The following is a 26,245-nucleotide window of genomic DNA, read 5'->3' as shown; positions in this document are numbered from 1 at the left end:
AAAATAGTGTATAATAGAAGATGAAATAAAGAATTGCATGACAAAAGAGCGAATGAGATTCGCCATGGCTTTGTTCATGAATTCAAACCAGGAAAGCAGGCAGAAATATAATAGTGAAGAAAAATCATTGTTACAAGCATCCCCAGGATTAAAAATCTGCCGTCAGAAAGAAAGGAGAAAAGTATGGATAAAAGATCTGGAGGCCAGGAGGATTCGAGCAATCGAAGACCGGAAAATTTCGAAAAACTTCCAAGAAAAAAGCAGGTAAAGGTGATTTTAAGGAGCACTTACCTTATGATAGGAATTGTACTGGCTGTTTTCTTATTTTCCAACAGCTTTTATACGTTGACTGAGGATAAGGTTGCGGTAGTATGTACATTTGGTAACCCTGTCAGTGTGACAAAGACGGGACCCCATTTTAAGATCCCATTTGTACAAACAGTTTACAAGATGTCAAAAGAAATCAAAGGCATGAGGATCGGCTATGACGAAAATGATCAATCAACCGTTAGTGAATCCGAAATGATCACGAAAGATTTTAATTTTGTTAATGTTGACTTCTATATAGAATATCAGGTTGTTGATCCGGTCAGAGCATATATTTACCGTGACGATGCTGTGGATATCTTAAAAAATCTTTCCCAGTCTTATATCAGAGATACTGTTGGTATCTATAATGTAGATGAGGTGATCACCACAGGAAAGGCTGAAATACAAGCAAAAGTAAAGCAGCTTCTTTCTGAACGATTGGAAACAGAAGATATTGGCATCGGTATTAATAATGTAACCATACAGGACTCAGAACCGCCTACAATAGAAGTCAGCAATGCATTTAAGGCAGTAGAAGATGCAAAACAGAGTATGGATACGAAAATCAATGAAGCGAAAAAGTATCAGTCCGAGCAGCTCCCGGCAGCAAATGCCAGAGCAGATAAAGCAAAAAAGGATGCCCAAGCCTATAAGCAGCAAAGAATTAGTGAAGCAGAAGGTCAGGTATCAAGATTTAACGATATGTACGAGGAGTACATAAAGTACCCGCTGATTACAAAAAAGAGAATGTTTTACGAGACCATGGAAAACATTCTGCCATCCCTGAAGGTTATCATCGATGGATCAGATGGAACACAAAAAATGCTTCCTTTAGAACCCTTTGTAAGCAGTGAGAAAGGAGAACAATAACAATGGTTAAAAAAGTAAAATATGCAGTTGTTATTCTGCTTTTAATGTTTATAGGTTTAAATTCCCTTATTGTCACAGCGGCAAACGAATACACATTGGTCAAGCAGTTTGGTAAGGTTATGCGTGTGGAAAATACTGCAGGTCTGTCTTTTAAGATTCCTTTTATTCAAAGTACACAAAGGATTCCAAGAAAAAAAATGATCTATGACCTCATTCCAAGTGATGTCACGACCAGAGATAAGAAAGTAATGAATGTTGACTCGTTCGTAATCTGGGAAATCACAGATCCGATGAAATACTTATCTTCCTTGAATGCAAGCATTGAAAAGGCTGAGGTAAGGCTTGACAATGTTGTGTATAATTCCATCAAAACTGTTATGTCTGCAACCAGTCAGGAAGATATTATTTCAGGCAGGGCTGGAGAACTTGCAGATGCAATTACAAATAATATAGGAATATCAATGGATTCTTATGGAATTCGTATCCTTGCTGTAGAAACAAAAAAGCTTGATCTGCCAGATTCCAATAAAGAGTCTGTATACCAGCGTATGATCTCTGAAAGGAATAATATTGCGGCTCAGTATACAGCAGATGGGGATTATCAGTCTTCTCTGATCCATAACGAAACGGATAAAACAACAAAAGAGACGGTAGCAAAAGCGGAAGCAGAGGCTGAAATGATTAAGGCAGAAGGCGAAGCTCAGTATATGCAGATTCTTAGTAACGCATATAATGACGAGTCCAAAGCAGAGTTTTACAACTACGTCCGTTCTCTTGATGCTCTAAAGACTTCATTAAAAGGTACGGATAAGACAATTATCTTGAATAAAGACAGTGAACTTGCAAGAATTTTGTCTGGAAATTAAAAAACTCCATGGGCTGGAAAGAAGCGCCCCGAAGATACCTTTTTATTATTGACTCTCACATGGTGTAAGGGTCTACACTGTATTTGCAGGTAAATCAATGATAATATGGAGGTATGCACTATGCAGAAATTTAAGGTAAGCCCTATCGGCAAAATCAACGTTAACGATGAAGGAATGTTTATTGAACTGGAATCAAAGTTTATTCCCGGGATGCAGGCACTGGAAGGATTCAGCCATATCAATGTGATCTGGTGGTTCAGTGATTTTGACAGTGAGGAAGCAAGAAGTACCCTGGAAACGCCCCAGCCTTATAAAAAGGCTCCGTCTGTTATGGGAATATTCGCCACAAGGTCGCCAGTCCGCCCCAATCCCATTGCATTAACTGCGGCACAGGTCATTCATATCGACTATTCAAAAGGCATCATTCAGATTGCTTATATTGACGCCAATGACGGGACCCCTGTGCTTGATATAAAGCCGTACACACCAAGCCTTGACAGGGTTGAAAATCCAGGCGTGCCAAAATGGTGCGGCCATTGGCCTGAAAGCTTAGAGAAATCAGGAGAATTTAATTGGGAAGATGAATTTAATTTTTAAGCAGCAAAATATTAAAGGAAACAAACTCCCATTGCCGCAGAAAAGTCGAAATTTTTCCAGGATTTGCCTCAAAGTATGAATAAGAGAGGCGGAAATGTGGTATACAGGTATTTAAGAATGTGGTAAAATGCAGATATACCAAGATAATCAGGAAATTTAAAGCCCATTTGACAGCCTTGTAGATATCCTGCTATACAGAAACTATGATGGGTAGCAAAAATTACTCAGCAGAAGATAAGGAGGAGCGTATGTTGGATAAGGTGATTACAATTAGCCGGGAGTTTGGAAGCGGCGGACGAGAGCTGGGCATGAAGCTGGCTGAAAGACTGGGACTTCCATTCTATGATAAGGAACTGATTTCCTTGTCTGCGGAAGAAAGTGGTTTGGCGGAGGAGGCATTTCTGCATTACGACGAACACGTTTCCATCCAGCAGGAGCCCTTGGAGCAGAGGCTTTATTCTCCCTTCTCTATGGTGTATGAAGTTTCCATGTCAGACCAGATTTTTCTGGCTCAGTCTCGTGTAATACGAAAGCTGGCGGAACAGGGGCCCTGTATCATTGTGGGACGCTGTGCGGACAGGGTGCTTGAAAACAGCATTAATTTGTTTATATATGCCAAGATGGAAAACCGGATTAAACGAATAAATTCTCTTGAAACAGGTGTCAGCCCTGAGCAGATGGAGGAGAGGATCCGGGAAATAGATAAAAAGAGAAAAGACTATTACCAGTATTATACCGGTTGCGAATGGGGGAAGGCACAGAATTACCACCTTTGCCTGGAAAGCAGTCTGGTAGGGGAGGTAGGCTGCTTAAATGCTGCCCTGGCTTATTTGCAAGGCTATATTTAATATATAAAGGTCCATAAAACGAAAGATTTTGGAAGGAAATGTAAGAATATTGTAAATGCTTGCTTCCAAAATGGATGGTATAATGTAACAAAAAAAGGAGTGTTATGGATGATGAAATGGGCAGGAAAAGGATACAGGGGTCTTATTGCAGCCGTTCTGGTCATAGCGATGGCGGCGTCTTCCAATGTTACAGGGTATGCAGAGCCCATATCCGGTCCGGGCGCTAAGATTGCCGCCGGCAATTCCGGTTCCACGAGTAATGTGACCATATATGTGAGCAAGAGAACAAAGACGCTTTCATTAAAGGAGAATGGAGTTCTGATTGCGGAATATCCGGTTTCCCTGGGAGCGGCCTCATCGGAAGGAAATAAAAAGGTAGAGGGCGACATGAGAACACCCAGCGGAGAGTTCTATGTATGCACCAGAAATGATAATAGTGTAGCTTATCTGGCATTGGGACTTTCCTACCCGGCCATTAAGGATGCGGAAAGAGGATTTGCAGACGGCATTATTACCCAGGCCCAGAAGGACGAAATCGTGAAAGCCAATTTAGAAGGCAAACAGCCGCCATGGGATACGCCCCTTGGAGGTGCCATTATGATTCATGGCTGCAGGGTTCCTGACGGAACCACCCAGGGCTGCGTGGCAGTGGACAACAGTGTCATGGATGTATTATGGAGTTATTGCAATTTAGGTGTACCGGTTACCATAGGACCATAAGAGAAATTTCCCCAAATATGCGGTTTTAAGCCGTTTTTGGGGATTTTTTCAATGTCTGTCCTTGTATTATAACTGCCGTTGTACTATAATAGACGAAATTATGATAAATTACAGAAGACAGAGGTAAAGAAGACCCATGCATTTTTCAGAGAGAATGAACCGTTTTGGAGAAGGCATCTTTTCCACGCTGCTGGAAATAAAAAGGCAGAAAGAGGAAAAGGGAGAACCGGTAATTGATTTAGGCGTGGGCGCACCGAATATTCCGCCGGCTAAGCACATAACAGATGCTCTGTGTCAGGCTGCGGCTGATCCGAAAAATTACGTATATGCCATCCGGGACCAGAAGGAGCTTTTGGAGGCTGTGGCCCTATGGTATCACAGAAGATACGGGGTAGACTTAGACCCTTCTTTTGAAATCTGTTCTCTGCTGGGCTCCCAGGAAGGACTGGCCCATATTGCCCTGTCTGTTGTGGATGAAGGCGATGTGGTGCTTGTTCCGGATCCCTGTTATCCGGTGTTTGCAGATGGGCCTGTGCTGGCAGGAGCCAACCTCTTTTACATGACCCAGAAGCGGGAGAATGGGTATCTCCTGGATTTTAGGGACATTCCGGGGGAGGTTGCGAAAAAGGCCAGGCTCATGATCGTTTCTTATCCCAACAATCCCACTGCCGCTGTGGCTCCGGATTCCTTTTATGAAGAATTAATAGCCTTTGCCAGGGACAATGATATAATAGTCCTTCACGACAACGCGTACAGTGAACTGGTTTTTGACGGCAGGAACTGCGGGAGCTTCCTTAGGTTCCCCGGTGCCAAAGAGGTGGGAGTGGAATTTAATTCCCTTTCCAAATCCTATGGCCTGGCAGGAGCCAGGATCGGTTTCTGTGTAGGAAATAAAGAAATTGTAAGCAGATTAAAAACCCTTAAATCCAATATGGACTATGGAATGTTTCTTCCCATTCAGCAGGCGGCCATTGCAGCCATTACAGGTGACCAGAACTGCGTCCAGGAAGCCAGAAACGCTTATGAAAGGCGCAGAAATGTTCTTTGTGACAGCATGACCCGGATCGGGTGGAGGATGGAAAAGCCGGAGGCAACCATGTTTGTATGGACCAGGATACCGGACGGGTTTGAAGACTCATTCTCATTTGCCATGGAGCTGGCGGAAAAGTCAGGGGTCCTGGTAACTCCCGGCAGCGCTTTTGGGCCTTCGGGAGAGGGGTATGCAAGGCTGGCCCTTGTCCAGGATGAAGAAGTGCTTAGGAAAGCCGCTGAAATGGTGGAAGACAGCGGAATTTTGAGGAAACGGCTATGAAAAAGAGATGGATATGGACGGCAGTGACCCTGCTTTATATCATGTTCATATTTTCCAATTCCATGAAGCCGGCTAAGATCTCATCGGCAGACAGCGGATGGGTGCTTCGCATGGCTCAGGAATCATTTGGATCCATGGGGATCAGCACCAGGTGGCTGACGGAGCACATGATCCGCAAAACAGGTCATTTTTCAGAATATACCTTATTAGGGATTTTGCTGTATGGATGGGTAAAATCCTATGGCTTTCCAACGGAAAGAAGATATTTTATCCGCTTAACGGCAGGATTTATGGTGCCTTTTGTGGATGAGACTATTCAGTTAATGGTAGAGGGGCGTTCCGGGCAGATATCTGATGTCTGGCTGGACTGCGGGGGAGTGGCTTTCGGGCTGCTGCTTGCCGCATTATTGCTTCGATATAATAGAATGGAGAAAAAGTATGATAAAAAATTATCGAATGATTCTGGAATATGATGGAAGCCGTTATGACGGCTGGCAGAAACAGGGAAATACGGAACAGACCATACAGGGAAAGATAGAACATGTTTTAGAACGGATGACAGGACAGGCAGTGGAGGTCCATGGCTCGGGACGGACGGACGCAGGCGTTCATGCACTGGCTCAGGTGGCTAATTTTTACGTGGCTGGGAAGATGAGGCCGGAGGAAATAAGGGAATATTTAAACCAGTACCTTCCTGAGGATATCCGGGTGAAAACCGTGGAGCTTGCAGAGGAACGCTTTCACAGCCGCCTTCACGCCCAGGAAAAAACCTATCTGTACCAAATCGAGATGGGTGAAAAAAGGCAGGTGTTTGAGAGAAAATACGTCTATGGCTTATTTAAGGCACTCAATGTAAAGGCCATGGAACAGGCCGCCTCCTTTCTCACAGGAGAACATGATTTTAAAAGCTTTTGCTCTAACCGGAGGCTGAAAAAATCCACGGTCAGAGTTTTAAACAGGATTGAATTTGAACAGCAGGGCAGCCGTCTTCTGATACGGTATACTGGAAACGGCTTTTTATATAATATGGTCAGGATCTTAACGGGCACCTTAATTGAGGTGGGGTTAGGACAGCGTAAGGCAGAAGAGATGAAAGAAATCCTGGAGGCAAAGGACCGGAGTGCGGCAGGGTTTACGGCACCTCCGGAAGGACTTTTTCTTGAGCAGGTGCGTTACAAAGGGCCAAATACCCCGGAATAAGCTGCGTGGTGTTATCCCTTGGGAGCAGTCGCCAAAGTCAAGGGGTCTTGATCTTGGCTCGTTGCTTTCACGAGAACAAAATCCGGTAAAGGAGCATTATGACAGATTTTTTGATTAGGACATTTGTGAAGGATTACAAAAAAACAGGGGATGCCCAGGTGCGGACAAGGTACGGACTTATGGCAAGTATTGTAGGGATCTGCTGCAATGTCATACTGTTTGGTGCCAAGCTTTTTACCGGAATGCTGGTCAACAGTGTCTCTGTCATGGCAGATGCCTTTAACAATCTTTCTGATGCTGCTTCTTCCATTGTAGGTTTTGTAGGGATGAAGATGGCCGGAAAACCGGCGGATGAAGACCATCCCTTCGGCCATGGAAGGGTGGAGTACATTGCCGCCTTTATAGTAGCCTTTTTGGTTATTCAGGTAGGTTTTTCCTTTTTTAAAACCTCTATTGAGAAAATTATTCATCCGGAGGAGATGACGTTCCAGGCAGTATCTGTGGCCATCTTACTGTTGTCTGTTTGTGTAAAGCTATGGATGGCCTTGTTTAACAATAACCTGGGAAAAAGAATCCAGTCCACGGTCTTAAAGGCCACGGCAGCGGATTCCATTGGAGACGTGATCACGACTTCCGCCACCATCCTGTCGATTCTGGTTTACGGCATATGGGGGCTTAACATTGACGGGATCATAGGGATTGCGGTCTCTGTCATTGTTATGTGGGCAGGAGTGAGAATAGCAAAGGACACCTTAACTCCCCTCATCGGAGAACCCATTGACCCAAAGATCTATAATGAGATCACGGAATTTGTGGAAAGCTACGATGGAATTATGGGGAGCCATGATTTAATCGTGCACAACTACGGCCCTTCCAGAAGCATGGCATCCATCCATGCGGAGGTGCCTAATGATGTCAATATAGAAGTGTCCCATGAGATTATTGATGCCATTGAAAGGGAAGCAGTAAGAAAGTTTGGGATATTTCTGGTAATCCATATGGATCCGGTGGAGACAAAGGATTCCAGAATCATGGAATTTGGAAGCATGCTGGAAAATGTGCTGCAGAAAATAGACTCCAGGATTTCTTTCCACGACCTCCGTATGGTGGAAGGAAAGAACAAGATCAACCTGGTTTTTGATCTGGTGGTACCCAGGGAATATGATAAGAAAAAGAAGGATTGGCTAAAGGAAGAAATCACAAAAAAGGTAACTGAAATAGACAAACGGTGCTGTCTGATCATAACGGCTGAAAGCGGTTTTGGAGTGGAAAAATAAGGTAATAAAAATTTTCCAGTTTATGCAATAAGATGACAGTATTCCGCATTAACTTAGTAGAAAGGAAATCGGATCCATGTTGTTTATGGGATTGATGAGCCTTGGCGGGCCTGAAGATTACGGCCGTATGAGCGATGAAGAGCTTCTTAGAAAGGTTGCGGTTGGAGATCAGGAGGCCTTTCGGCAGCTATATCAAAATACGGACCGGACAATATACAGTTTTATCCTGTCAATTGTAAGGCACCCCCAGGATGCGGAGGAGATCATGCAGGAAGTATATCTTAAGATATGGACTTCTGCGTCAAGCTATAAATCCCAGGGGAAGCCTTTGGCATGGATGTTTACCATTGCGCGGAATCTGTGCTATATGAAATTCCGGGAACAAAAACATGATTCGGATGTTACGCTGGAGGATTTAACAGGGGCAGAAACAGGAGAAGTCTGCCCGGAAATTGAAATTGCGGCAGATAAGATGGTTCTTCTTGCTGCTTTACAGATTCTTAAGGAAGAGGAAAGGGAGATCGTTCTCCTTCATACCTCAGGAGGCATGAAACACAGAGAAATTGCCGCCAGCCTTAAGATTCCTTTGGCTACAGCCCTTTCCAGATATAACCGTGCTATGAAGAAATTGGAAAATTATTTGAGAGAGGAGTAGGCTTTGACATGGCTGAATTAGATCGCAGACAATTGAATAGACAACAGATTGAAGCCTGCTTAAAATCTGCGGCCAGGAACTTAACTCCTAATGTTCTGGAACGGATTGACTTGAGTACGCCTCAGACAAAGGCAGAGAAGGAAACCCGTTCTGTTTTCTTCTTAAGGCAGAGGGTCATTGGGACCCTTGTGGCTGCATGCTTTTGCATAATTGCCCTGGCCGGAGGAACTTATACTTATCAGAATGGAAAAGTGGATTCGGTCATTGGAATTGATGTAAATCCAAGCGTGGAATTATCCGTAAATAAAAGGAATAAGGTCCTTGGGGCAAAGGCCCTTAACGAGGATGCGGAAAGTATCTTGCAGGATATGGATTTAAAGGGTGTGGATTTGAATACGGCTGTCAATGCCGTGATCGGTTCCATGGTTACCCATGGTTTTTTTAGCGACCTGGACAATGCGATCCTGGTTACCGTTTCCAATGACAGCATCAGCAAGGCTTCAAACCTGCGCTTTGAGGTGGTAAGTGACATCCAAAATACACTGGAGCAAAACCAGGTAAAGGCGGTGGTGTATGACCAGCAGGTCATGGAAGAGGATGAGGTAAAACGGCTGGCAGAAGAATATAAGATTTCTTATGGAAAAGCCTATTTTTTAAGGGAACTGATCCTGCAGAATTCTTCCCTTACCATGGACGATATGAAGGAGCTGGCCCCTCTCACCATGGAGGAGATCGCAAAGGTGATCACAGAACGCTCTTATGCCGTAGGCGGTAAGACAGATACGGCGGATGAAACCAGCCAGGCCCAGACAACCCAGGTCCCCACAACTTTGGCTCCTGAGACTGGGGCGGAGAGTTCTGCTATGGAAGAATCCAGGACTGAGGCCACGGAAACAGAAAGCCAGACTTCGTTACAGCCTTCCCAAACCCAGCCGCCGGCCACGACCGCCACTGCCACAGCAGAGGAAACCACCTCTGAGGAGGAAGTGGTTTCAACGGAAAAGATTAAGATAGACTATGTGGATTACGACAACGGCGTTGTCATAGTAAATTTTAAAACCAGGGTAAAATGGAAAAATCCCACAGTTTCAGTAAATGACAAGGATGGGAATACCTATTCCGCCAAGGTGGGAGATGCGGATTCCTATTACTGTGAGATTCATGTAACAGGGCTTCAGGGAGGGTTGGAATATACCTTTACCCTGGGCGGTATTTCTCCTAAGATCGGAAAGCAGACGACGGTAAAGGGAGTTTTTGAAACTCCTGTGATCGGAGACGGAAATGCAGATCCGGAAATAACGGAAGAAGAGAGCGAAGAGACGAAACAGACAGAGCAGACGGACCCTGCCAAGGAAAGGCCGTCTGAGACGGCAAAGAATGTGCCGGAAACCGGGAAGTCCGCTACTCAAGAAGAAACCCATACAACAAAAAAACAGGAAGAGTCTTCTAAAACGGGAAGCTCTTCCTGATGAGCTGTTTTTGGAAATATCTTTTTTAAATGTAAAAATGTGCTTGACCAGAATGAAAAGCTATAGTATAATACATTCGTTGCATTGATGGGCTATCGCCAAACGGTAAGGCAACGGACTCTGACTCCGTCATCTCAAGGTTCGAATCCTTGTAGCCCAGTTTCACAATGAGTTTTGGTTTTCCTGTTGCTGCAGGGAGATCGAAGCTTTTTTTGTTTTATTGGCTGTTTTTAAAGCGCTTTTTTGTGGATAATGGGCGATTTCTCAAGACCTTAAGGAATTAAAAATATCTAAAAAAAAATGCTTGACAGTTTTTCGATCATTAGATATAATAGACCTCGTTGTATTGATGGGCTATCGCCAAACGGTAAGGCAACGGACTCTGACTCCGTCATCTCAAGGTTCGAATCCTTGTAGCCCAGGGAAAGAAAGTCTATAAGTATAAGGTAAATCCTTGTATTTATAGACTTTTTTATATTGGTGCCATGGTAAAGCAGGCTGCACCCCAAATTCCCAAAAGATTTCCATTCTCATCCTTCTTTGCCAATGGTGCAACTTCTGCAAAATCAGCATTAGCATCAGCCCATAATTTTTGAATAAACCCTTTGCCGTCACTTGTAGAACCTTCTTTACCTATGACCGAAAATGATTCTTTGACACACTTCTTTATTTCCATATTTCAACCTCCCATTAAATAAAAGATTTTACGTTTGTTCTGCTGAGATTTTCCGGTACTCGCTGGTGGTGACCCCCTGGTTTATTTTAAAACGCCTTGTAAAGCTGGAGATATTATAGTATCCTACTGCCTCGGAAATTTCTTTTATGGGAAGGTCCGTAGTACGCAGAAGTTCCTTTGCCCGTTCCATTCTCAGGCGAATGGTATACTCCATTACATTCTGCCCTGTGCGGTCTTTAAAGAGCTTGCTGAAGGCCGGCAGCGTCATTTCAAAGTGTCCGGCGGCTTCATAAACGGAAAAATCGCAGTGAAGGCAGTTTTCATTGAGGTAATTTATGATCTCTTCAAGAACCACCCGCTTTCCTGAGGATGTTGTAAGCCCATGAAGGTTTTCACTCCAGGCCCGCAGCAGCCGGATGATTTCCTGGGCGGTTTCCATGCCGGACAGTTCAAGAGGCGAGTTGGAAACTGCGTTTTTCTGTCCCCGGCAATGCTCGTTGACCAGGTGGATCAGGTCAAAACAGATACTTCTGGCCAGGTACAGAGGAAGCTGGCTTTGCTCCATAAAACCTATGATGTTCTGAATGGCCTCCCTTATGTTATGCTCGTTGTGAGAGAGCAGAGCGTTTCGCAGGGCCTCAAATTCCTTGTAGGGATAGATAACCGTTGTATGGGCCGGACCCAGCACTTCCCTGAACTCAATGACAGTACCGTTGCCCTTTACAAACCGGTAGTCCAGAGCGCTGACCGCTTCCATATAAGACTGGGCGATGCGTTCTGTGCTGTCCACCCGCCGGCCGATTCCGATGGTGGTCAGAAGTCCGTATTTTTTAGACAGGTATTTCTGTATCTCTCCGAAGAATCTGGCGGAAACCGGGGAGAGCTCCGGCTGATTTACCAGAAGAACGATCTGATCCGGATAAAAATTATGCAGGTAATAATAAATATAAGGAACAGAAAACTGCTTTTTTATCTCCTGGGCCAGACCGCTTAAGTTCTCTGACGGCGTATGCAGCATCATGATGCTGACTGTAAAATACTCATTTGGCAGGGAGATGTCCAGCTCCGAGCAGTCCAGGTTGAAATCTTCCCTGGAAGCGTAATCCCCGCTCAGCAGCCGGTACAACCGTTGGTTTTTAACAGCCGTAAGGCTGTTTTCCAGTTGTGTGGACAGAGAACTGTTCTGTATGGAAAGATAGTCCAGGGCCCCGGCAATGGTCTCCAGTTCATCTGAGGAGACCGCGTCAGGAGAAATCAGCTTTGCCCGGTCCCGAAGGCGCCGCACGGGCGCATAATTCACCTTCTGTAAAAAGAAAATGGTAAAGCTGGCGAGAAGCAGGATTATCACGATGGCCAGCAAAAATTCTCTCATAATGGAATTTACCTGGGAAAATGTCGTCTGCCTGTCCGGGATAAAGGCCAGATACGTCCAGTTATTCCTGCCTGACCGGTGGGTGCGGACGACGTATTCCTCTCCGTCGATCCGGTCTGTGGCGGAAAGCTTTAAGGATTCACCCAGGAAACGCCTCAGGCTGTCACGCATTACATCATGGTCTCCCCAGGTGGTAACGACGGCACCGTTCTGATCCAGGATATAGATCTGTGCCTGATAGCTTTGAAGCTTCTGGCTGAGAAGCGCCTCAATGGAGCTGTTTTTAACGTAAAAAAGCGCCGTGCCCTCGTGTTTTAAGTAGTCAGTAAATAACGGATAAGAGAAGAGCACCACCTTTGCCTCCACCGGGCTGATGTCTAAATTAAGCAGCTTTTGCTGGGGAAGGCAGAAGGAGGTGGTACTGTTTTGCAGCAGGCTTTGAAATTCCCTGGAATTTAAGCCGGGGACCTTGAAAATCCGGTCAAAGTAATAGTCTTTTTGGCAGGTTGTGGAGCTGGTGGTGACGTATTCTTTTCCATCCAGGATCAGGACAATGTCCTGGATAAAAGGATTGGCGGAAGTCAGGGCCGACAGATGGGTGATGATCGGGCTTAAGGCCAGGGGAGAGTTTGCCTCGGAAGCCTCATGTATGGTGCCTGTCAGGGTGAGCTGCCCCACGATATTCTCCATGGACTCCAGTTCATTATCCAGTTGGGTGCTGATCTGCAGCAGCTCTAAATCCACGGTTTCATAAATTTCATCATAAAATTTCTTCATGAAACGGGAAGCGTAGAAGAAGGTCAGGATGACAAGAGGGATTAAAAGAACCGTCATATAGGAAATCAGGTAGCGGACATAGTGCTCCCCGAATTTTCGTTTTTTCGTATTTTTCTGCATAAGATCACACCGCCTTATTTTTGGGATTTAACAATATTTATTATATGGTAAATGCACAATACTTTCAAGCAAAGAACAGGGAAAGAAAAAGTGATTAATGGAAAGATGGATAAAAAACTCCGGAAAGCCCTGTAAAATATAGTGCAAATTCTGCAAAGACGCAAAAAATGGCAATTTGCTGAGCCATAATAAAGAAACAGCAAAAAAGGTTTGGGTAAGAGGCAAAACCAAAGGCAAAAAATGTGAATTGAAAAGTGCCTGGTCTTCTCCTATACTGGGGCCTGACAAGAAAATCATGGAGGAGGTCTCAGGGAATGAGGGGAAAAACTGACACGATAAACGCGGTCGGACCCGTATTCAGGCAGCCGGAGATTTACAGAGTGAAAAGAGCGCTTCGGCGTGACTGGCAGCTTCTGTTATTATGCGCGGTTCCTGTTTTGTATTTTATTATGTTTCATTATATACCTATGTATGGGGTACAGATCGCTTTTAAGGACTTTAAAGCGGTAGACGGAATTTGGGGAAGCCAGTGGTGCGGCTTCAAGCATTTTCAGAGATTTTTTTCATCGTCTCAATTCTGGCCGTTAATTAAGAACACGCTGGGATTAAGCTTCTTACAAATTCTGTTGGGATTTCCTATCCCGGTTTTTCTGGCAATCATGCTGAATCAGGTGAGTCACCAGAAGTTCCGAAAATTTGTACAGTCGATTGTGTATTGTCCTCACTTTATATCCATCGTTGTTTTGACCGGTATGCTGTACATATTTTTATCGCCGAGAAACGGCCTCATCAACCAGGTGATCCAGATGCTGGGAGGAGACCCCATCTTCTTTTTAGGAGATGCAAAGTATTTCAAGCTGACGTTCGTCATATCAGGAGTCTGGCAGAACGCAGGCTGGAGTGCCATCATCTACATTGCGGCACTGGCGGGAATCAGCCCGGATTTATATGAGGCAGCCCAGGTGGATGGGGCAAATAAATGGCAGAGAATCAGGCACATTGACATTCCGGGCATTTTACCCACGGTTGTAATGATGCTGATCCTGGAAGTGGGTAAGGTGATGAATCTGGGTTTCCAGAAGGCGTATCTGATGCAGAACGCCCAGAATCTGGCGGCCAGTGAAATTATATCGACCTACATCTATAAAGTTGGTATGATAGATGCACAATACAGTTATTCTGCGGCCATCAACTTATTTAACAACCTGGTCAATATCATCCTTCTGGTTACTGTCAATCGCATTGCAAAGAAAACGACAAATAACAGCTTGTGGTAAGGAGAATGAAATGGCACAGGAAAAAAAGAGGCTGCACAGAAGCTTTAAGACCCAGGCACCGGCCGACCGCTTGTTTGATATCATTAATTATCTCATACTTGCCCTGGTTGCAGTCTGTGTACTGTATCCACTATACTTTATCGTGATCGCATCGGTATCCGATCCGGTGGCCATAAACAACGGTCAGGTTTCTCTCTGGCCCGTGGGATTCAATACCACAGGGTATCAGAAAATTTTTGAAAATACGAAAATCTGGCGTTCTTACAGCAACACCATTTTTTATGCGATAGTGGGAACCACCATCAACGTTGTTATGACCATGATGCTGGCCTATCCCTTAAGCAGAAAGAACTTCTTTGCGAAAAAGCTGCTTACCCTGTTTGTGATGTTCACCATGTACTTCCAGGGAGGGCTGATTCCCACCTACTTATGGATGAATGATCTGCATCTGTACAATACGCCATGGGTCATGGTTCTGCTTCCGGCCATCAATGTATTCAACCTGATTATTGCCATTAATTATATCAGCAATAATATACCGGAAGAGTTGTACGAAGCAGCGTCCATAGACGGATGCAGCCATATCAGATACTTTTTCGGCATCGTACTTCCCCTGTCCAAAACCATTGTAGTGGTTCTTGTTCTTTATTACGGTGTGGCGCACTGGAATGAATTTATGAACGGACTGATCTATTTAAGAGATGAAGGACTGTATCCGCTGCAGCTTACCTTAAGAAACATCCTGCTTCAGAATCAGGCCTCCGGCCTGGGTGATGTGGACAGCATCATCGAACAGCAGAAGGCTGCAGAACTGATCAAGTACGGTGTTATTATCGTATCAACCCTGCCGGTACTGGTTATTTATCCGTTCCTCCAGAGGCATTTTGCAAAGGGAGTTATGGTTGGTTCTGTCAAGGGTTGATGGTGAAAAAACATACAACAACTATATTTTTGAGGAGGAAAGCAATGAAAAAGAAATTAATGAGCACACTGCTTGCAGTCACGGTTATGGCATCGGCCTTAACTGCCTGCGTACCAAAAGCAGCCAACGAGACCAAGGCACCGGAAATGTCCAGCCCATCGGGCACAGGAGGGCAGCAGGCGGCATTTGAGGTAAATAAGGAAGGCCTTCCTATTGTCAAAGAGCCGGTCACCTATGAAATTGCAGCCAGCACACAGAAGAACAAGAACTTTAAGGAACTGGAATTCTTTCAGAACCTGGAGAAGGAAACAAATGTGATCATCAACTGGAACATCTCTTCTGACGACGGCTGGAATGAGAAGAAGAGCCTGTTGTTTGCAAGCAATACTCTGCCGGACGCATTTTACGGACAGGACATCTTAAAAGATGTGGATATCATCAAATATGCATCACAGGGAATGCTGATTCCGTTAAATGATCTGATCGACCAGTACGCGCCAAACCTAAAGGCAATTCTGGATGAAAATCCCAGGTACAGAAAACAGATCACTGCGCCGGACGGCAATATTTACTCTCTGCCCACCATTAACGAACTGAACCCCATGACCCATGACAAGCTGTTCATTAATAAGACCTGGCTTGATAACCTGGGGCTGGAGGTTCCTGAAACAAAGGAAGACTTAGAAACTGTTCTGCAGGCATTCAAGGACAAGGATCCCAATGGAAACGGAAATCCCAATGATGAAATTCCTTTTAGCTTCCGAATGAGTTCCAGCGATCCATACAACCGCCAGCAGGGAATCCATTCCTTATTCGGAACCTTCGGACAACTGGATGATATTTACCATTTTGTGATCAAAGACGGCCAGGTGGTCTATACTCCGTCAACGGAACCATATAAAGAGGCCATTTCCTGGTTCCACTCCCTGTACGGAAAGGGGCTGGTGGACAAGGAGGCGTTCACCCATGATTTCAATGTTTACGTAGCAAAGATCCAGGATCCAGGCAAGATCGTGGGCATGTTCCTTGGCTGGAGCGGCAATGCCACTGCGGCAGCAAATAAAGACGATTATGTGGCCATGGCGCCCCTTGTCAATACCAACGGCCAGAGAATCTGGAGGACAGTAGACGCGAAAGTCATTTCCAAGGGATCCTTTGCAATCACCAGCAAAGCGGAGCATCCGGAAGTGCTGATGCGCTGGATTGACCAGTCCTATGATCCGGAAGTGTCTCTGGAAATCTGTCAGGGCCTTATGGGCCGGGTGATGGAAAAGACCGCTGAAGGCCGGTATCGTCAGATGAAGCTTCCGGAGGGAGTCACCCTGGATACGGCGATCCACGACTACAGTCCGGGAAATGACGGAACCTTTGCGGTTATGCAGCCCATTATTGACAAGCTGGACTTAAATGCCAACTTAACGGAGAGAAAGGAACTGGATGGGTTTTACTCCCAGTATAACGTTCCTGCCGACGAAATGTATCCCAACGTGTTCTTTACGGAGGACGAAATCGAGGAAATCGGCGTACTGCAGACGGACATCGATTCCTATGTGGCACAGAAGTATGCCGGATGGATCGTGGAAGGCGGAGTGGAAGACGAATGGGATGGATTCCAGAAAAAGCTTAAAGATATGAACGTGGAACGGTATATCCAGATTTATAAAGATGCTTATGCCCGTTATTCCGCAGAATAGTGAAAAGAAAAAGAGCCGTACATAAGTGCGGCTCTTTATAAAAAAGGAGAAGACAAAGCCAATGAAACCACATGTCATCATTATCATGGCGGACCAGTTGCGTTGGGATGTGCTGGGCAGTGGATTTACTCCCAATATCGATTCCATTTCAGAAGAAGGGACTGCCTTTCGCCGCGCATACTGTGCCTCTCCCCTGTGCGTGCCCGCCCGGGGAGCTTTCTTTACAGGAACCTATCCCAACAGAAACGGCTCCCTGATCAATCCATGGGAGCCGGCCGACGCCAGATACGGAGACGTCAGGGCAGGAATAAACCATTTATACACAATCATGGAACAGGATTGGGACAGTATCCACAGCGGCAAGCAGCATTTGTTTACGGAAGGCGGAAAGCCGGAGGACCGTGGGAATTCCGGGACGCGCTGGTTTTCAACGGAAAAAAGCTATAAGGAGTTTTTAAAAGAAGCCGGAAAACCAATGCCAGGAGGTCCCCGGTTCCGTACGAAGGCGGCGGAAATGGTGGACGGAAAGGTCACCAGGGTGAGCAGCTATTCCAATGCGGAAACCGGCCGGTATGAGCCGGGAGAAATGTATTATTTTGATTCCTATTTTACGGAAAAGGCTTTGGAAGGGTTAAAAAACAGGGACGCCACAAAGCCGCTGCTGCTAAACGCCATGTTTCTGGCCCCCCATCCGCCTCTGCAGGTTCCCGATCCATGGTATGGAAAGGTAAGTACAGAGGATTTCCTGCTGCCGGAAAATGTGGGAACGTATTATTCCAGACAATCTCCCCTTCAGATGTATAATCTCACAGGAATCGCAGGGGCCCGCTACACCAGGGAACACTGGAACGAAGCATGGAGAGTCTATCTCGGCCTGGTGGGCCTGCTGGACCAATGCGTCGGTCGGATTCTGGAAGAGCTGAAACGGCAGGGGATCTATGAAGACAGCCTGATTCTCTTTACCAGTGATCATGGAGAGATGCTGGGGTCCCACGGCCTGTTCCAGAAGATGTGCATGTACGAGGAATCGGCCAGGGTACCGCTGCTCTTAAAATTTCCTAAGGGTTTTACTCCTGTCCGGAAGTCCTATGACCAGGTGGTGAGCCACATCGACGTGTTACCGACCCTGTGTGAATATTTGCATATGGATGCCGGAAACGAGATGGACGGAACGTCTCTGATGCCATTGCTTCGGGGAGAAAAAGAGGATGAAAGCGGGGGTTTTGCATTCATCCAGTACGACGGGAACGGTTCCCGGTCTAATTTCCAACGCTGTATGGTGCAGGGGCGCTATAAACTGATCGTGGATTTATTTAAGGATGAGACGTATTATGAGCTGTATGATCTGGAAGGGGATGTCCAGGAGACCACGAATCTGATGTTTGACCGGGAATATGACAAAATTGCAGAAGCCATGGCAGAAAGGCTGGCTGCCCATATGAAAGCCACCGGAGATTTAATTACACTGGAACCCTTTGACGGAGAAGGATTCCGGGACAGGTACGAAAGGTTTCCTGTATTGTAAATAAAAAATAGAATCATTTAAGAAGGGAGTATGGGAATGCGGCTGGAGACAAAGGCGGATTATCAGAAACTGTTTATAGAAATGCTCAATCCCCTCCGGGAAAAATTCAGCACCACAGGTGCCGGAATCAGGCTTTCAGGCGCTGGAGCGGGCTATTCCCGGAAGGTGATAGAAATGGAGGCATTTGCCCGCCCCTTGTGGGGACTGGTTCCCTTCTGGGCAGGGGGAGGACGGGATGAGATGTTTGAAGAGGCATACCGGAAAGGAATTGCGGCCGGTACGGACCCGGATAACCTGGAGTATTGGGGAGACTGTGAGGACTGCGACCAGCGTTTTGTAGAAATGGCACCCATGGCCTTTGGGCTGCTGCTTGCGCCCAAAGTGCTTTGGGAACCTCTTGGAGAGAGGGAAAAAGGAAATTTATGTGCGTGGCTGTATCAGATAAACAACCATGAACTTCCCAAATGCAATTGGTATTATTTTCGGATTCTGGTCAATCTGGCCCTAAAGGCCGTAGGCCGCCCGTACAGCGAAAGCCGCCTCCGGCAGGATCTGGACTATATGGAGGAATGCTATCTGGGAAACGGCTGGTATGTGGATGGGGTGTCGGATCAAAAGGACTATTACAGCGCCTTTGCCATGCAGTTTTACAGCCTCTTGTATGGGGTATTTGGGGAAGAGGATGACTTGACAAGGTGCCGGCGGTTAAAGCAGAGGGCTTTGGAATTTGCCGGTGATTATATTTACTGGTTTGATGAAGATGGTGCGGCCCTTCCCTATGGGCGTTCTCTGCTGTACCGCTTTGCTCAGGCAGCGTTCTGGCCTGCCCTCCTGTTTTCCGGCATCCAGGCCTTTGACCCTGGAGTGATCAAGGGTGTAATCAACCGGAACATCAGATATTGGCTGGCCCAGGATATTTTCGCCGGAGACGGTACCTTAAGCGTGGGATACGCCTACCCCAACCTGACCATGGCGGAACGGTACAACGCTCCGGGAAGCCCCTACTGGTGTATGAAGACCTTTCTTCTGCTGGCGCTTCCTGATGCCCATCCCTACTGGGAAGCGCAGGAAGAAGCCCTTCCAAAACTGGACCATCTTCACGGGATTCCCAGAGCGGATATGCTCTTACAGCACCGGGGAAAAGAAGTGACGGCCTATGTACCTGCCGTTTACGGGAAAAATCTGTTAGGCCATTTTAAGGAAAAATATGGGAAATTTGCCTACTCCACGTTATTTGCCTTTTCGGTGGCCCATTCCGGGGACCTTTTGTCAGAAGCAGCACCTGACAGCATGCTGGCTTTTGTTCCGGAGGGAGAAGAGCGGGTCTGGGTCAGGCACCGCAGCATTTGCTGCCAGGTAGAAGAGGACCGGGTGGTTTCCCAATGGAGCCCGATGTCAGGGGTTACGGTGGTTACGGAGATCATACCTGTGGAGCAGGGGCATATGAGAATCCATAGGATAAAAAGCGAAAGACCATGTACCGTCTATGACTGCGGATTTGCGGTATGCCTGCCGGAAGGCGGCCTGACCGTGGAGACGGGAAAGGGATTCATTGAAGTGAAAAATTCGATGCATGGCTGCCGCCTGGTTTCTCTGGAAGGGGAAATGGAACCGTTTCTCGTGGAAGCCGCCCCCAATACCAACCTGTTATACAGAAACACCAGGATCCCGGCTCTGTTTAAGAAAATTGAACCGGGGGAGACAATGGTTAAAACGGGGGTTGAAACCTTTTGGGAAATGTGAGCGGATGTAACATTTGAACGTAAGCACCAGAATCTGATAAAGAATGGAGAGGACCATGAAGAAAGAAGAATTATCCAACTATCCGGTGATGACCCAGGCAGAACTGGAGGAAGCCTTAAAAACTGCGATTTTACAGACCCGTTTTTCCATGTCCAGATTTGGAGGGGCATTTAAGCATATATTCAGTACCGGTAATTTTTATACGGAAGCACCCAATAACCAGTGGACCAATGGTTTCTGGACGGGGCAGTTGTGGCTGGCCTATGAGTGTACAAAGGATGAAGATATAAAACGGACGGCCCTGGCCCATGCAGACGATTTCCGGCACCGTATTGAAAACCAGATTGAAACGGACACCCATGACCTTGGTTTTTTGTATACTCCATCCTGTGTGGCGGCTTATAAACTGACCGGTGACGAAAAGGCAAAGGAAACGGCGTTGATGGCGGCCCAGAAGCTCCTGGAGCGTTTCCATGAAAAAGGACAGTTTTTGCAGGCATGGGGAAAGCTTTATGAACCGGGCAATTACCGCCTGATTATTGACTGTCTTTTAAATCTGCCGCTGCTGTACTGGGCCGGTGAGGTGACAGGGAATGAAGTTTATGCAAAGAAGGCGGAGGCACACGTCCAAACGGCCCTTAAGGTGCTCATTCGTCCTGATTGCTCTACATACCATACATTTTATTTTGATCCGGAAACGGGAGCCCCGCTTAAAGGGGTCACCCATCAGGGATATTCCGCGGACTCCGCCTGGTCCAGAGGCCAGGCCTGGGGGATCTACGGAATTGCTTTAAGCTACTGCTATACGAAGAATCCGGAATATGTGGAACTGTTTGAAAAGGTAACCGGATATTTTCTGGAGCATCTGCCGGGCAACCTGGTTCCATACTGGGATTTCATCTTTAAAGACGGCAGCATGGAACCCAGGGACTCCTCTGCGGCAGCTATTGCAGCTTGCGGTATGCTGGAAATGGCCAAGTATCTGCCGGAAGAAAAGGCCCTGTATTATACCGGGGTTGCCCGGCGGCTGATGAAGGCTCTTTATGATACCTGTGCCGCAAGATCCGAAACAGTATCCGATGGGCTGCTTCTCCATGGGGTATATGGAAGGAAGACTCCCTATAACGACTGCATTGACCACGGCGTGGACGAATGCAATCTCTGGGGGGATTATTATTACCTGGAAGGCCTGGTGAGATTAAATGCCGTCTGGAATCCCTACTGGTAAGGGCCAGACCGTGAAAGAAATGGATATTTCAGGATACAGAAGAATGGGGAACAGGGCATCAAGGAATGGAAAATAGTCAGACAGAGAATGGTGGAATGAAAATGACGGGAAAAGATATGGAAAAACTATGCAGGGATCTTTTAAAGGAATGGTGTGAAGCTCTGCTGTACCTTCAAATAAAGGATATTGGAGATCCCAGGCTTCATGGAGCGCTCTTGTGTCCCGCGTGCGGGAAGATCCATGGACGCTGTTTTGAAGCCATGTATCCGTTTTTGTGTATGGCTTCATGGGAAAAGGATGAAAAGTGGGTGGCTGCCGCAGAGAAGCTTTTTATATGGGCAGAGCAAACGGTTAGTCAGGCAGATGGATCTTTTTTAAATGATATAGACTCCGGGTGGACAGGAACCACGGTCTTTAATGCCATTCAGCTTGCGGACTGTCTGCTGTTTCATGAAGCCCTTCTTTCTGCAAAGACGAGAGACGCCTGGAAGCAGCGCCTGAGGCAGGCGGCAAAATTCCTGTACCAGTTTGATGAATTAAAAGATAATAACATCAATTATCCCATTTCTAACGCGCTGGCATTATATGAATGCGGGTTGGTTTTGCAGGATGAAAGTTATAAAAGAAAGGCAGAGGAACTGGCACAGATAGCCGGAGAGGTTCTCACAGAAAATGGGCTGCTGTTGGGAGAGGGAGTACCTCGTGAATTGAAAAGCCCCAGGGGCTGCCGGCCGGTTGATATCGGATATAATGTGGAGGAGACCCTGCCGTCGCTGGCGCTGTATGGTTATTTAAGCAGGAATAAAAAGGTGCTGGCCGCTGCAGAAAGAGGGCTGGCCGCCCATCTGCCCTTTCTGCTTGAAAACGGTGCCTGGGACAACAGCTTTGGAACCAGAAATTATAAATGGAGCTACTGGGGAAGCCGCACATCCGATGGCTGCGGACTGGGGTATTTACTCCTGGGGGAGGGGAATCCGGACTTCTCTCTGGCAGCAGCAAAGAATCTGAAGCTTCTGAAAGCATGTACCAATGGCGGACTGCTGGCTGGGGGACCCCACTATGAGCTGGCAGGTCAGGCGGCCTGCATCCATCACACGTTTACCCACGCAAAAGTGCTGGCGGGAATTCTGGACAGAAGTTTGTGGAGAGAAGGGCGGGAAGAGGAACGCCTGCCCCGGCAGAGGGAGGAAAAAATCAGGTATTATGGGGAGGTGGAAAGCTGGCTGGTGACTAAGGGTTCCATGACAGCCACTGTGACGGCCTATGACTGGGAATATCTTCCCGGAGGCCATGCCGGCGGCGGGACCCTGTCACTCCTTCACCATGAGCAGGCAGGAACCTTGCTGTGCGCCGGCATGAGCCATTATACCATGAAAGAGCCAAACAACATGCAGACCCCCTTCCGGGTCAGGCAGGAATGCCAGGCTTTGAGGATCGAAGCGGAAGAAGCTGGAATCCTCTATAGCAGCCTTTATGAGGACTGCGCCAGGATCACCATAGAGGGGGATACAGTTACCGTCAGGGGAACGTTAAAGGATATTCATCATGACCAGGCGCCGGGGAAAGAGCAAAAGTATTGTTTTTGCTACCGGTTTGAGGAGAACCGGCTGAGCATATGGGCGGAATTTAAAGAGGGAACACTGATCTGTCCCGTGGTGAGCGCCATGGATGAACCGGTGGATGTGGCTGAAAATGGGAATGCCGTAAGGATTCAAAAGGGAAATACAGCCGTGACGGTGGAATCGTCTTATAGGCTGAACCTGCCCTATGGAAGGGAACGTATTTTTAATCTGGTGCCCGGCCTGCAGGCACTGAGGATCCAGTTATACCCCCACAATGGGAAGGCCGGTTTAAGCATAAGCGTCTGACTTTCCTGCCTTAACCGGCCATGGAAACAAAGTTTGTATTAAAACTTTGTTTCCATGTGTTGAAATATGGTGATGATTGTGATAGAATATGGAACTAGCGGCAAAAGCGATACAAAACCGTTATGCAAAAGACGGAAGGAAAAAGCGCTGTACTGCACAATCCTTGTATTTATTAGATTTTTGGGCTATCGCCAAATGGTAAGGCAACGGACTCTGACTCCGTCATTTCAAGGTTCGAATCCTTGTAGCCCAGTCTGAAAGCGGAACCTTATCAGGTTCCGTTTTTTTCATTACAAGCCGTTAAGTTATTGTTAAGACTTTCCTTTTTGATAGAATTTCTCCGGAAACACTCATAGGGTTCTTTCGGGTTTATCTGGACAAGAGCATGAAAATGCTTTATAATGTTATATAATTTTGATGAGAGGTGTGAAATGTATACATTTGGCAGCAGGGTCCGTTACAGTGAAACAGATGAGCGCGGCAGACTGACATTAACAGGCATCATGAATTACTTACAGGATTGCTCTACGTTTCAGTCTGAGGACATCGGTCTTGGGATTTCCTACTTAACAGACCGTCATAAGGCCTGGTGGCTTTCCTCCTGGCAGATCGTGGTGGACCGTTATCCCGTGCTGGGGGAAGAGATCGTGGTGGGTACCTGGCCCTATGACTTTAAGGGGTTTTACGGATACCGGAATTTCACCATATGTGATCAGGCCGGAGAGTACCTTGTAAGGGCTAATTCCGTATGGTTCCTGTTTGATACGGAAAAGGGGCGTCCTGTTAAAATCGAACCGGAAGACATCCGGGGATATGGAAACGGCAGGGAAAAGCAGCTTTCCATGGACTATGCTTCCCGTAAGATCCAATTGCCGGAGGAATATGAAAGTACAGAGCCGGTCATCGTTGGAAAGCATCATATTGACACGAACCACCATGTTAATAATGCTCAATATGTAGAGATTGCCAGAGAGGTGCTTCCGGATGAGGTGGAGGTTTCCGAACTGAGAGTAGAATATAAAAAGGCGGCAGTCTTTGGAGATGCAATTTATCCCCGTGTGAGCCGGACAGAGGAAGGCTATACCGCTTCCTTGTGTGATGAGCGGGGAGCAGCTTACGCAGTCATCTGGCTGCGGGGAACAACAGAGAGGATGTAACATGATAGAATTAGGAAAGATGCAGACCCTGGTGGTACAGAGGGTCAAAGAGTTCGGCGTATATGTGGGCGAGGAGGCAGAAAGCCAGGTTTCCGTGCTCCTGCCCAAAAAACAGGTGCCGGAGGGGACCGGGCCCGGAGACAGGATCTCTGTTTTTATCTATAAGGATTCGGAGGACCGGCTGATTGCCACTACAGCGGCACCGAAGCTTTTAGTAGATGAAACCGCTGTACTTGAGGTGAAGGAAGTGGGTAAAATCGGCGCATTTCTTGACATGGGACTTGAAAAGGATCTGCTTCTGCCTTTTAAGGAACAGACCCATAAGGTACGGGCTGGAGAGAAAGTGCTGGTGGCCCTGTACATTGATAAAAGCAAGCGGCTGGCTGCTACCATGAGGGTGTATTCCTATATGAGCAATCAGTCACCCTATAAGAAGGATGATCAGGTGACCGGAATTATTTATGAACTCAATGAGACCCTGGGAGCTTTTGTGGCAGTAGACCATAAGTTTTACGGACTGATCCCCCTGAAAGAAGTTTTTGAAAATTACCGGGAAGGTGATGAAGTAACGGCCAGAGTCACCAAAGTGAGGGAAGACGGGAAACTGGATCTAAGCCCCAGACAGAAGGCCTATATTCAGATGGATGCGGATTCCGGCAAGGTACTTGAGATCATCGAAACACAGTTTGACGGCAGCCTGCCCTTTACCGATAAGGCGGAGCCGGAGATCATCAAGCGGGAGTTTTCCATGAGCAAGAATGCATTTAAGCGGGCAGTGGGACATCTTCTGAAAGAAGGAAAAATCAAGATAACGGAAAGCAAAATCGAAAGAATCAAATAACGGGTAAAAAGGATAACAGGAGGATTATTTTGGACTCGATAGACTATTATAATAAGTATGCGGCAAAGGAATTTGAAGAAACAGTGAACCAGGATATGTCAGGGGTCATGAAGGAATTCCTGAATCTTCTGGAAGAAGGCGATACGATTCTGGATTTAGGATGCGGATCAGGCAGGGACAGCCTGACTTTCTATGAACTAGGATATGATGTGACGCCGCTTGATGCATCGGAGGAGATGTGTAAGCTGGCAGAGATCCATACCGGCCTGGAAGTGCTTCAGATGACATTTGAACAAATGGATTTTGATAATGTGTTTGATGGAATCTGGGCCTGCGCATCCTTACTTCATATTCCGAAAAAGGAACTGTCTGACATTCTTACAAAGATAGCAAGGGCCTTAAATGATAAGGGAATCCTTTACATGTCTTTTAAACTGGGAGACTTTGAGGGATTCAGAGGAAAACGGTATTTCTGCGACTTTACGGCGGATTCCTTTTCGGAACTTTTAAGGGATAATGACCGGTTTGAAATTGTAAAGCTTTGGGAAACAGAGGATGTGCGTTCTGGTCATTCTGATGTGAAATGGCTGAACGTTCTTGTGAAAAAGCGATAATACAGCATATAAAACTGTAAGACGGTGCCAAAAATATTGGCGCCGTCTTGTGGTTTCTGACTAAAACAAAGGGGCAATACCCACAGTCTATCGAATATAGACAGAAATATTAGAACGATTCTCTTGATATTTTGACGTTTCAATCATTTTTTTGACCCGTTATACAAATTAGCCAAAAGGCCGAAATGGATTTTGGTAAATAACAATATGGTAAAAGAAAAACAATTCATGTATGATTGTTTCAGAAACAGGGGGCCGCAGCTATGCTGGCTGTTGGTTCAGATCAGAGAATAAACACTTTATTTTAG

Annotated in this window: 23 protein-coding genes, 3 tRNA genes and 1 pseudogene; 25 read left to right on the top strand and 2 right to left on the bottom strand. The window is 46.5% G+C overall.

Annotated features, from left to right (window positions below; translation table 11 throughout):
• The first annotated feature begins 64 nt into the window (after window positions 1-64).
• The 14 genes from ACYVD3_RS27740 to ACYVD3_RS27675 all read left to right on the top strand — a co-directional run bounded on the left by ACYVD3_RS27740 (window position 65) and on the right by ACYVD3_RS27675 (window position 10,545).
• The gene (locus ACYVD3_RS27740; RefSeq protein WP_460645762.1) at window positions 65-268 is read left to right on the top strand and encodes a hypothetical protein; all 204 of its coding nucleotides are present in this window, start codon (window positions 65-67) and stop codon (window positions 266-268) included.
• Window positions 184-1,179: an FtsH protease activity modulator HflK gene (gene hflK / locus ACYVD3_RS27735; RefSeq protein ID WP_460645741.1), complete on the top strand. Its 996-nt coding sequence runs from the start codon at window positions 184-186 to the stop codon at window positions 1,177-1,179. The genes ACYVD3_RS27740 and hflK overlap by 85 nt, the downstream gene beginning before the upstream one ends.
• Window positions 1,180-1,181: 2 nt before the next feature.
• Window positions 1,182-2,045 (top strand): protease modulator HflC, encoded by an 864-nt coding sequence (gene hflC / locus ACYVD3_RS27730; RefSeq protein ID WP_460645740.1) that lies wholly within the window; start codon window positions 1,182-1,184, stop codon window positions 2,043-2,045.
• Between the two features lie 120 nt (window positions 2,046-2,165).
• Entirely contained in the window at window positions 2,166-2,642 is a 477-nt protein-coding gene (locus tag ACYVD3_RS27725) for an SAM-dependent methyltransferase (RefSeq protein WP_460645739.1), read from the top strand.
• Between the two features lie 251 nt (window positions 2,643-2,893).
• On the top strand, window positions 2,894-3,490 hold the full coding sequence (locus ACYVD3_RS27720) for a cytidylate kinase-like family protein (protein WP_460645761.1): 597 nt from the start codon (window positions 2,894-2,896) through the stop codon (window positions 3,488-3,490).
• A 108-nt stretch (window positions 3,491-3,598) separates the two neighbouring features.
• Complete coding sequence (locus tag ACYVD3_RS27715; protein WP_460645738.1) at window positions 3,599-4,210, top strand: L,D-transpeptidase family protein; 612 nt, start codon at window positions 3,599-3,601, stop codon at window positions 4,208-4,210.
• A gap of 136 nt (window positions 4,211-4,346) precedes the next feature.
• Window positions 4,347-5,522, top strand: a complete 1,176-nt coding sequence (locus ACYVD3_RS27710; protein WP_460645737.1) for an aminotransferase class I/II-fold pyridoxal phosphate-dependent enzyme — start codon at window positions 4,347-4,349, stop codon at window positions 5,520-5,522.
• Window positions 5,519-5,995: a VanZ family protein gene (locus ACYVD3_RS27705; RefSeq protein ID WP_460645736.1), complete on the top strand. Its 477-nt coding sequence runs from the start codon at window positions 5,519-5,521 to the stop codon at window positions 5,993-5,995. Before ACYVD3_RS27710 ends, ACYVD3_RS27705 begins: the two co-directional genes overlap by 4 nt.
• On the top strand, window positions 5,961-6,722 hold the full coding sequence (gene truA, locus ACYVD3_RS27700; RefSeq protein WP_460645735.1) for a tRNA pseudouridine(38-40) synthase TruA: 762 nt from the start codon (window positions 5,961-5,963) through the stop codon (window positions 6,720-6,722). Before ACYVD3_RS27705 ends, truA begins: the two co-directional genes overlap by 35 nt.
• A gap of 98 nt (window positions 6,723-6,820) precedes the next feature.
• Window positions 6,821-7,999, top strand: coding sequence for a cation diffusion facilitator family transporter (locus ACYVD3_RS27695; protein ID WP_460645734.1), 1,179 nt, complete (start codon window positions 6,821-6,823; stop codon window positions 7,997-7,999).
• Window positions 8,000-8,075: 76 nt separating this feature from the next.
• Window positions 8,076-8,654, top strand: a complete 579-nt coding sequence (locus ACYVD3_RS27690) for an RNA polymerase sigma factor (RefSeq protein ID WP_460645733.1) — start codon at window positions 8,076-8,078, stop codon at window positions 8,652-8,654.
• Window positions 8,655-8,662: 8 nt separating this feature from the next.
• A complete protein-coding gene (locus ACYVD3_RS27685; protein WP_460645732.1) occupies window positions 8,663-10,123 on the top strand; it encodes an anti-sigma-I factor RsgI family protein in 1,461 nt (486 codons plus the stop codon).
• A gap of 88 nt (window positions 10,124-10,211) precedes the next feature.
• Window positions 10,212-10,283 (top strand) — tRNA-Gln (locus ACYVD3_RS27680).
• Between the two features lie 190 nt (window positions 10,284-10,473).
• Window positions 10,474-10,545: transfer RNA gene (locus ACYVD3_RS27675), tRNA-Gln, on the top strand.
• A 77-nt stretch (window positions 10,546-10,622) separates the two neighbouring features.
• On the opposite strand, the pseudogene ACYVD3_RS27670 reads toward ACYVD3_RS27675, so the two are convergent.
• Both ACYVD3_RS27670 and ACYVD3_RS27665 read right to left on the bottom strand, forming a co-directional pair.
• Window positions 10,623-10,799: pseudogene (locus ACYVD3_RS27670) on the bottom strand (GyrI-like domain-containing protein); the annotation flags it as partial.
• 28 nt (window positions 10,800-10,827) lie between these two features.
• Complete coding sequence (locus tag ACYVD3_RS27665) at window positions 10,828-13,068, bottom strand: helix-turn-helix domain-containing protein (RefSeq protein WP_460645731.1); 2,241 nt, start codon at window positions 13,066-13,068, stop codon at window positions 10,828-10,830.
• A 314-nt stretch (window positions 13,069-13,382) separates the two neighbouring features.
• On the opposite strand from ACYVD3_RS27665, the gene ACYVD3_RS27660 reads away from it, so the two are divergent.
• The 11 genes from ACYVD3_RS27660 (at window position 13,383) to ACYVD3_RS27610 (ending at window position 25,937) form a co-directional block, all read left to right on the top strand.
• Entirely contained in the window at window positions 13,383-14,345 is a 963-nt protein-coding gene (locus ACYVD3_RS27660; RefSeq protein ID WP_460645730.1) for an ABC transporter permease, read from the top strand.
• Between the two features lie 10 nt (window positions 14,346-14,355).
• Window positions 14,356-15,267: a carbohydrate ABC transporter permease gene (locus ACYVD3_RS27655; RefSeq protein WP_460645729.1), complete on the top strand. Its 912-nt coding sequence runs from the start codon at window positions 14,356-14,358 to the stop codon at window positions 15,265-15,267.
• A gap of 44 nt (window positions 15,268-15,311) precedes the next feature.
• Window positions 15,312-16,961 carry a type 2 periplasmic-binding domain-containing protein gene (locus tag ACYVD3_RS27650; RefSeq protein ID WP_460645728.1) on the top strand — a complete coding sequence of 550 codons (1,650 nt, stop codon included), beginning with the start codon at window positions 15,312-15,314 and terminating at the stop codon, window positions 16,959-16,961.
• Between the two features lie 61 nt (window positions 16,962-17,022).
• Window positions 17,023-18,486: a sulfatase family protein gene (locus tag ACYVD3_RS27645; RefSeq protein WP_460645727.1), complete on the top strand. Its 1,464-nt coding sequence runs from the start codon at window positions 17,023-17,025 to the stop codon at window positions 18,484-18,486.
• Window positions 18,487-18,516: 30 nt separating this feature from the next.
• Complete coding sequence (locus ACYVD3_RS27640; protein ID WP_460645726.1) at window positions 18,517-20,229, top strand: DUF2264 domain-containing protein; 1,713 nt, start codon at window positions 18,517-18,519, stop codon at window positions 20,227-20,229.
• 55 nt (window positions 20,230-20,284) lie between these two features.
• A complete protein-coding gene (locus ACYVD3_RS27635; protein WP_460645725.1) occupies window positions 20,285-21,457 on the top strand; it encodes a glycoside hydrolase family 88 protein in 1,173 nt (390 codons plus the stop codon).
• Between the two features lie 101 nt (window positions 21,458-21,558).
• Window positions 21,559-23,325, top strand: coding sequence for a hypothetical protein (locus ACYVD3_RS27630; protein WP_460645724.1), 1,767 nt, complete (start codon window positions 21,559-21,561; stop codon window positions 23,323-23,325).
• A 181-nt stretch (window positions 23,326-23,506) separates the two neighbouring features.
• A tRNA-Gln gene (locus ACYVD3_RS27625) sits at window positions 23,507-23,578 on the top strand.
• Window positions 23,579-23,756: 178 nt separating this feature from the next.
• Window positions 23,757-24,482, top strand: coding sequence for an acyl-[acyl-carrier-protein] thioesterase (locus tag ACYVD3_RS27620; RefSeq protein ID WP_460645723.1), 726 nt, complete (start codon window positions 23,757-23,759; stop codon window positions 24,480-24,482).
• A 1-nt stretch (window position 24,483) separates the two neighbouring features.
• On the top strand, window positions 24,484-25,323 hold the full coding sequence (locus ACYVD3_RS27615; protein WP_460645722.1) for a CvfB family protein: 840 nt from the start codon (window positions 24,484-24,486) through the stop codon (window positions 25,321-25,323).
• Between the two features lie 29 nt (window positions 25,324-25,352).
• Complete coding sequence (locus ACYVD3_RS27610) at window positions 25,353-25,937, top strand: class I SAM-dependent methyltransferase (protein ID WP_460645721.1); 585 nt, start codon at window positions 25,353-25,355, stop codon at window positions 25,935-25,937.
• Window positions 25,938-26,245 lie beyond the last annotated feature (308 nt).

It is taken from the genome of Lacrimispora brassicae (genome assembly GCF_054772055.1).
This window is presented reverse-complemented; position numbering and strand designations above follow the sequence as displayed.

Bases quoted from the DNA above. Each gene is read 5' to 3' on its own strand.
- ACYVD3_RS27740 (WP_460645762.1), top strand. From the start codon at position 65: ATGGCTTTGTTCATGAATTCAAACCAGGAAAGCAGGCAGAAATATAAT.
- hflK (WP_460645741.1), top strand. From the start codon at position 184: ATGGATAAAAGATCTGGAGGCCAGGAGGATTCGAGCAATCGAAGACCG.
- hflC (WP_460645740.1), top strand. From the start codon at position 1,182: ATGGTTAAAAAAGTAAAATATGCAGTTGTTATTCTGCTTTTAATGTTT.
- ACYVD3_RS27725 (WP_460645739.1), top strand. From the start codon at position 2,166: ATGCAGAAATTTAAGGTAAGCCCTATCGGCAAAATCAACGTTAACGAT.
- ACYVD3_RS27715 (WP_460645738.1), top strand. From the start codon at position 3,599: ATGATGAAATGGGCAGGAAAAGGATACAGGGGTCTTATTGCAGCCGTT.
- ACYVD3_RS27710 (WP_460645737.1), top strand. From the start codon at position 4,347: ATGCATTTTTCAGAGAGAATGAACCGTTTTGGAGAAGGCATCTTTTCC.
- ACYVD3_RS27705 (WP_460645736.1), top strand. From the start codon at position 5,519: ATGAAAAAGAGATGGATATGGACGGCAGTGACCCTGCTTTATATCATG.
- truA (WP_460645735.1), top strand. From the start codon at position 5,961: ATGATAAAAAATTATCGAATGATTCTGGAATATGATGGAAGCCGTTAT.
- ACYVD3_RS27695 (WP_460645734.1), top strand. From the start codon at position 6,821: ATGACAGATTTTTTGATTAGGACATTTGTGAAGGATTACAAAAAAACA.
- ACYVD3_RS27690 (WP_460645733.1), top strand. From the start codon at position 8,076: ATGTTGTTTATGGGATTGATGAGCCTTGGCGGGCCTGAAGATTACGGC.
- ACYVD3_RS27685 (WP_460645732.1), top strand. From the start codon at position 8,663: ATGGCTGAATTAGATCGCAGACAATTGAATAGACAACAGATTGAAGCC.
- ACYVD3_RS27665 (WP_460645731.1), bottom strand. From the start codon at position 13,068: ATGCAGAAAAATACGAAAAAACGAAAATTCGGGGAGCACTATGTCCGC.
- ACYVD3_RS27660 (WP_460645730.1), top strand. From the start codon at position 13,383: ATGAGGGGAAAAACTGACACGATAAACGCGGTCGGACCCGTATTCAGG.
- ACYVD3_RS27655 (WP_460645729.1), top strand. From the start codon at position 14,356: ATGGCACAGGAAAAAAAGAGGCTGCACAGAAGCTTTAAGACCCAGGCA.
- ACYVD3_RS27650 (WP_460645728.1), top strand. From the start codon at position 15,312: ATGAAAAAGAAATTAATGAGCACACTGCTTGCAGTCACGGTTATGGCA.
- ACYVD3_RS27645 (WP_460645727.1), top strand. From the start codon at position 17,023: ATGAAACCACATGTCATCATTATCATGGCGGACCAGTTGCGTTGGGAT.
- ACYVD3_RS27640 (WP_460645726.1), top strand. From the start codon at position 18,517: ATGGGAATGCGGCTGGAGACAAAGGCGGATTATCAGAAACTGTTTATA.
- ACYVD3_RS27635 (WP_460645725.1), top strand. From the start codon at position 20,285: ATGAAGAAAGAAGAATTATCCAACTATCCGGTGATGACCCAGGCAGAA.
- ACYVD3_RS27630 (WP_460645724.1), top strand. From the start codon at position 21,559: ATGACGGGAAAAGATATGGAAAAACTATGCAGGGATCTTTTAAAGGAA.
- ACYVD3_RS27620 (WP_460645723.1), top strand. From the start codon at position 23,757: ATGTATACATTTGGCAGCAGGGTCCGTTACAGTGAAACAGATGAGCGC.
- ACYVD3_RS27615 (WP_460645722.1), top strand. From the start codon at position 24,484: ATGATAGAATTAGGAAAGATGCAGACCCTGGTGGTACAGAGGGTCAAA.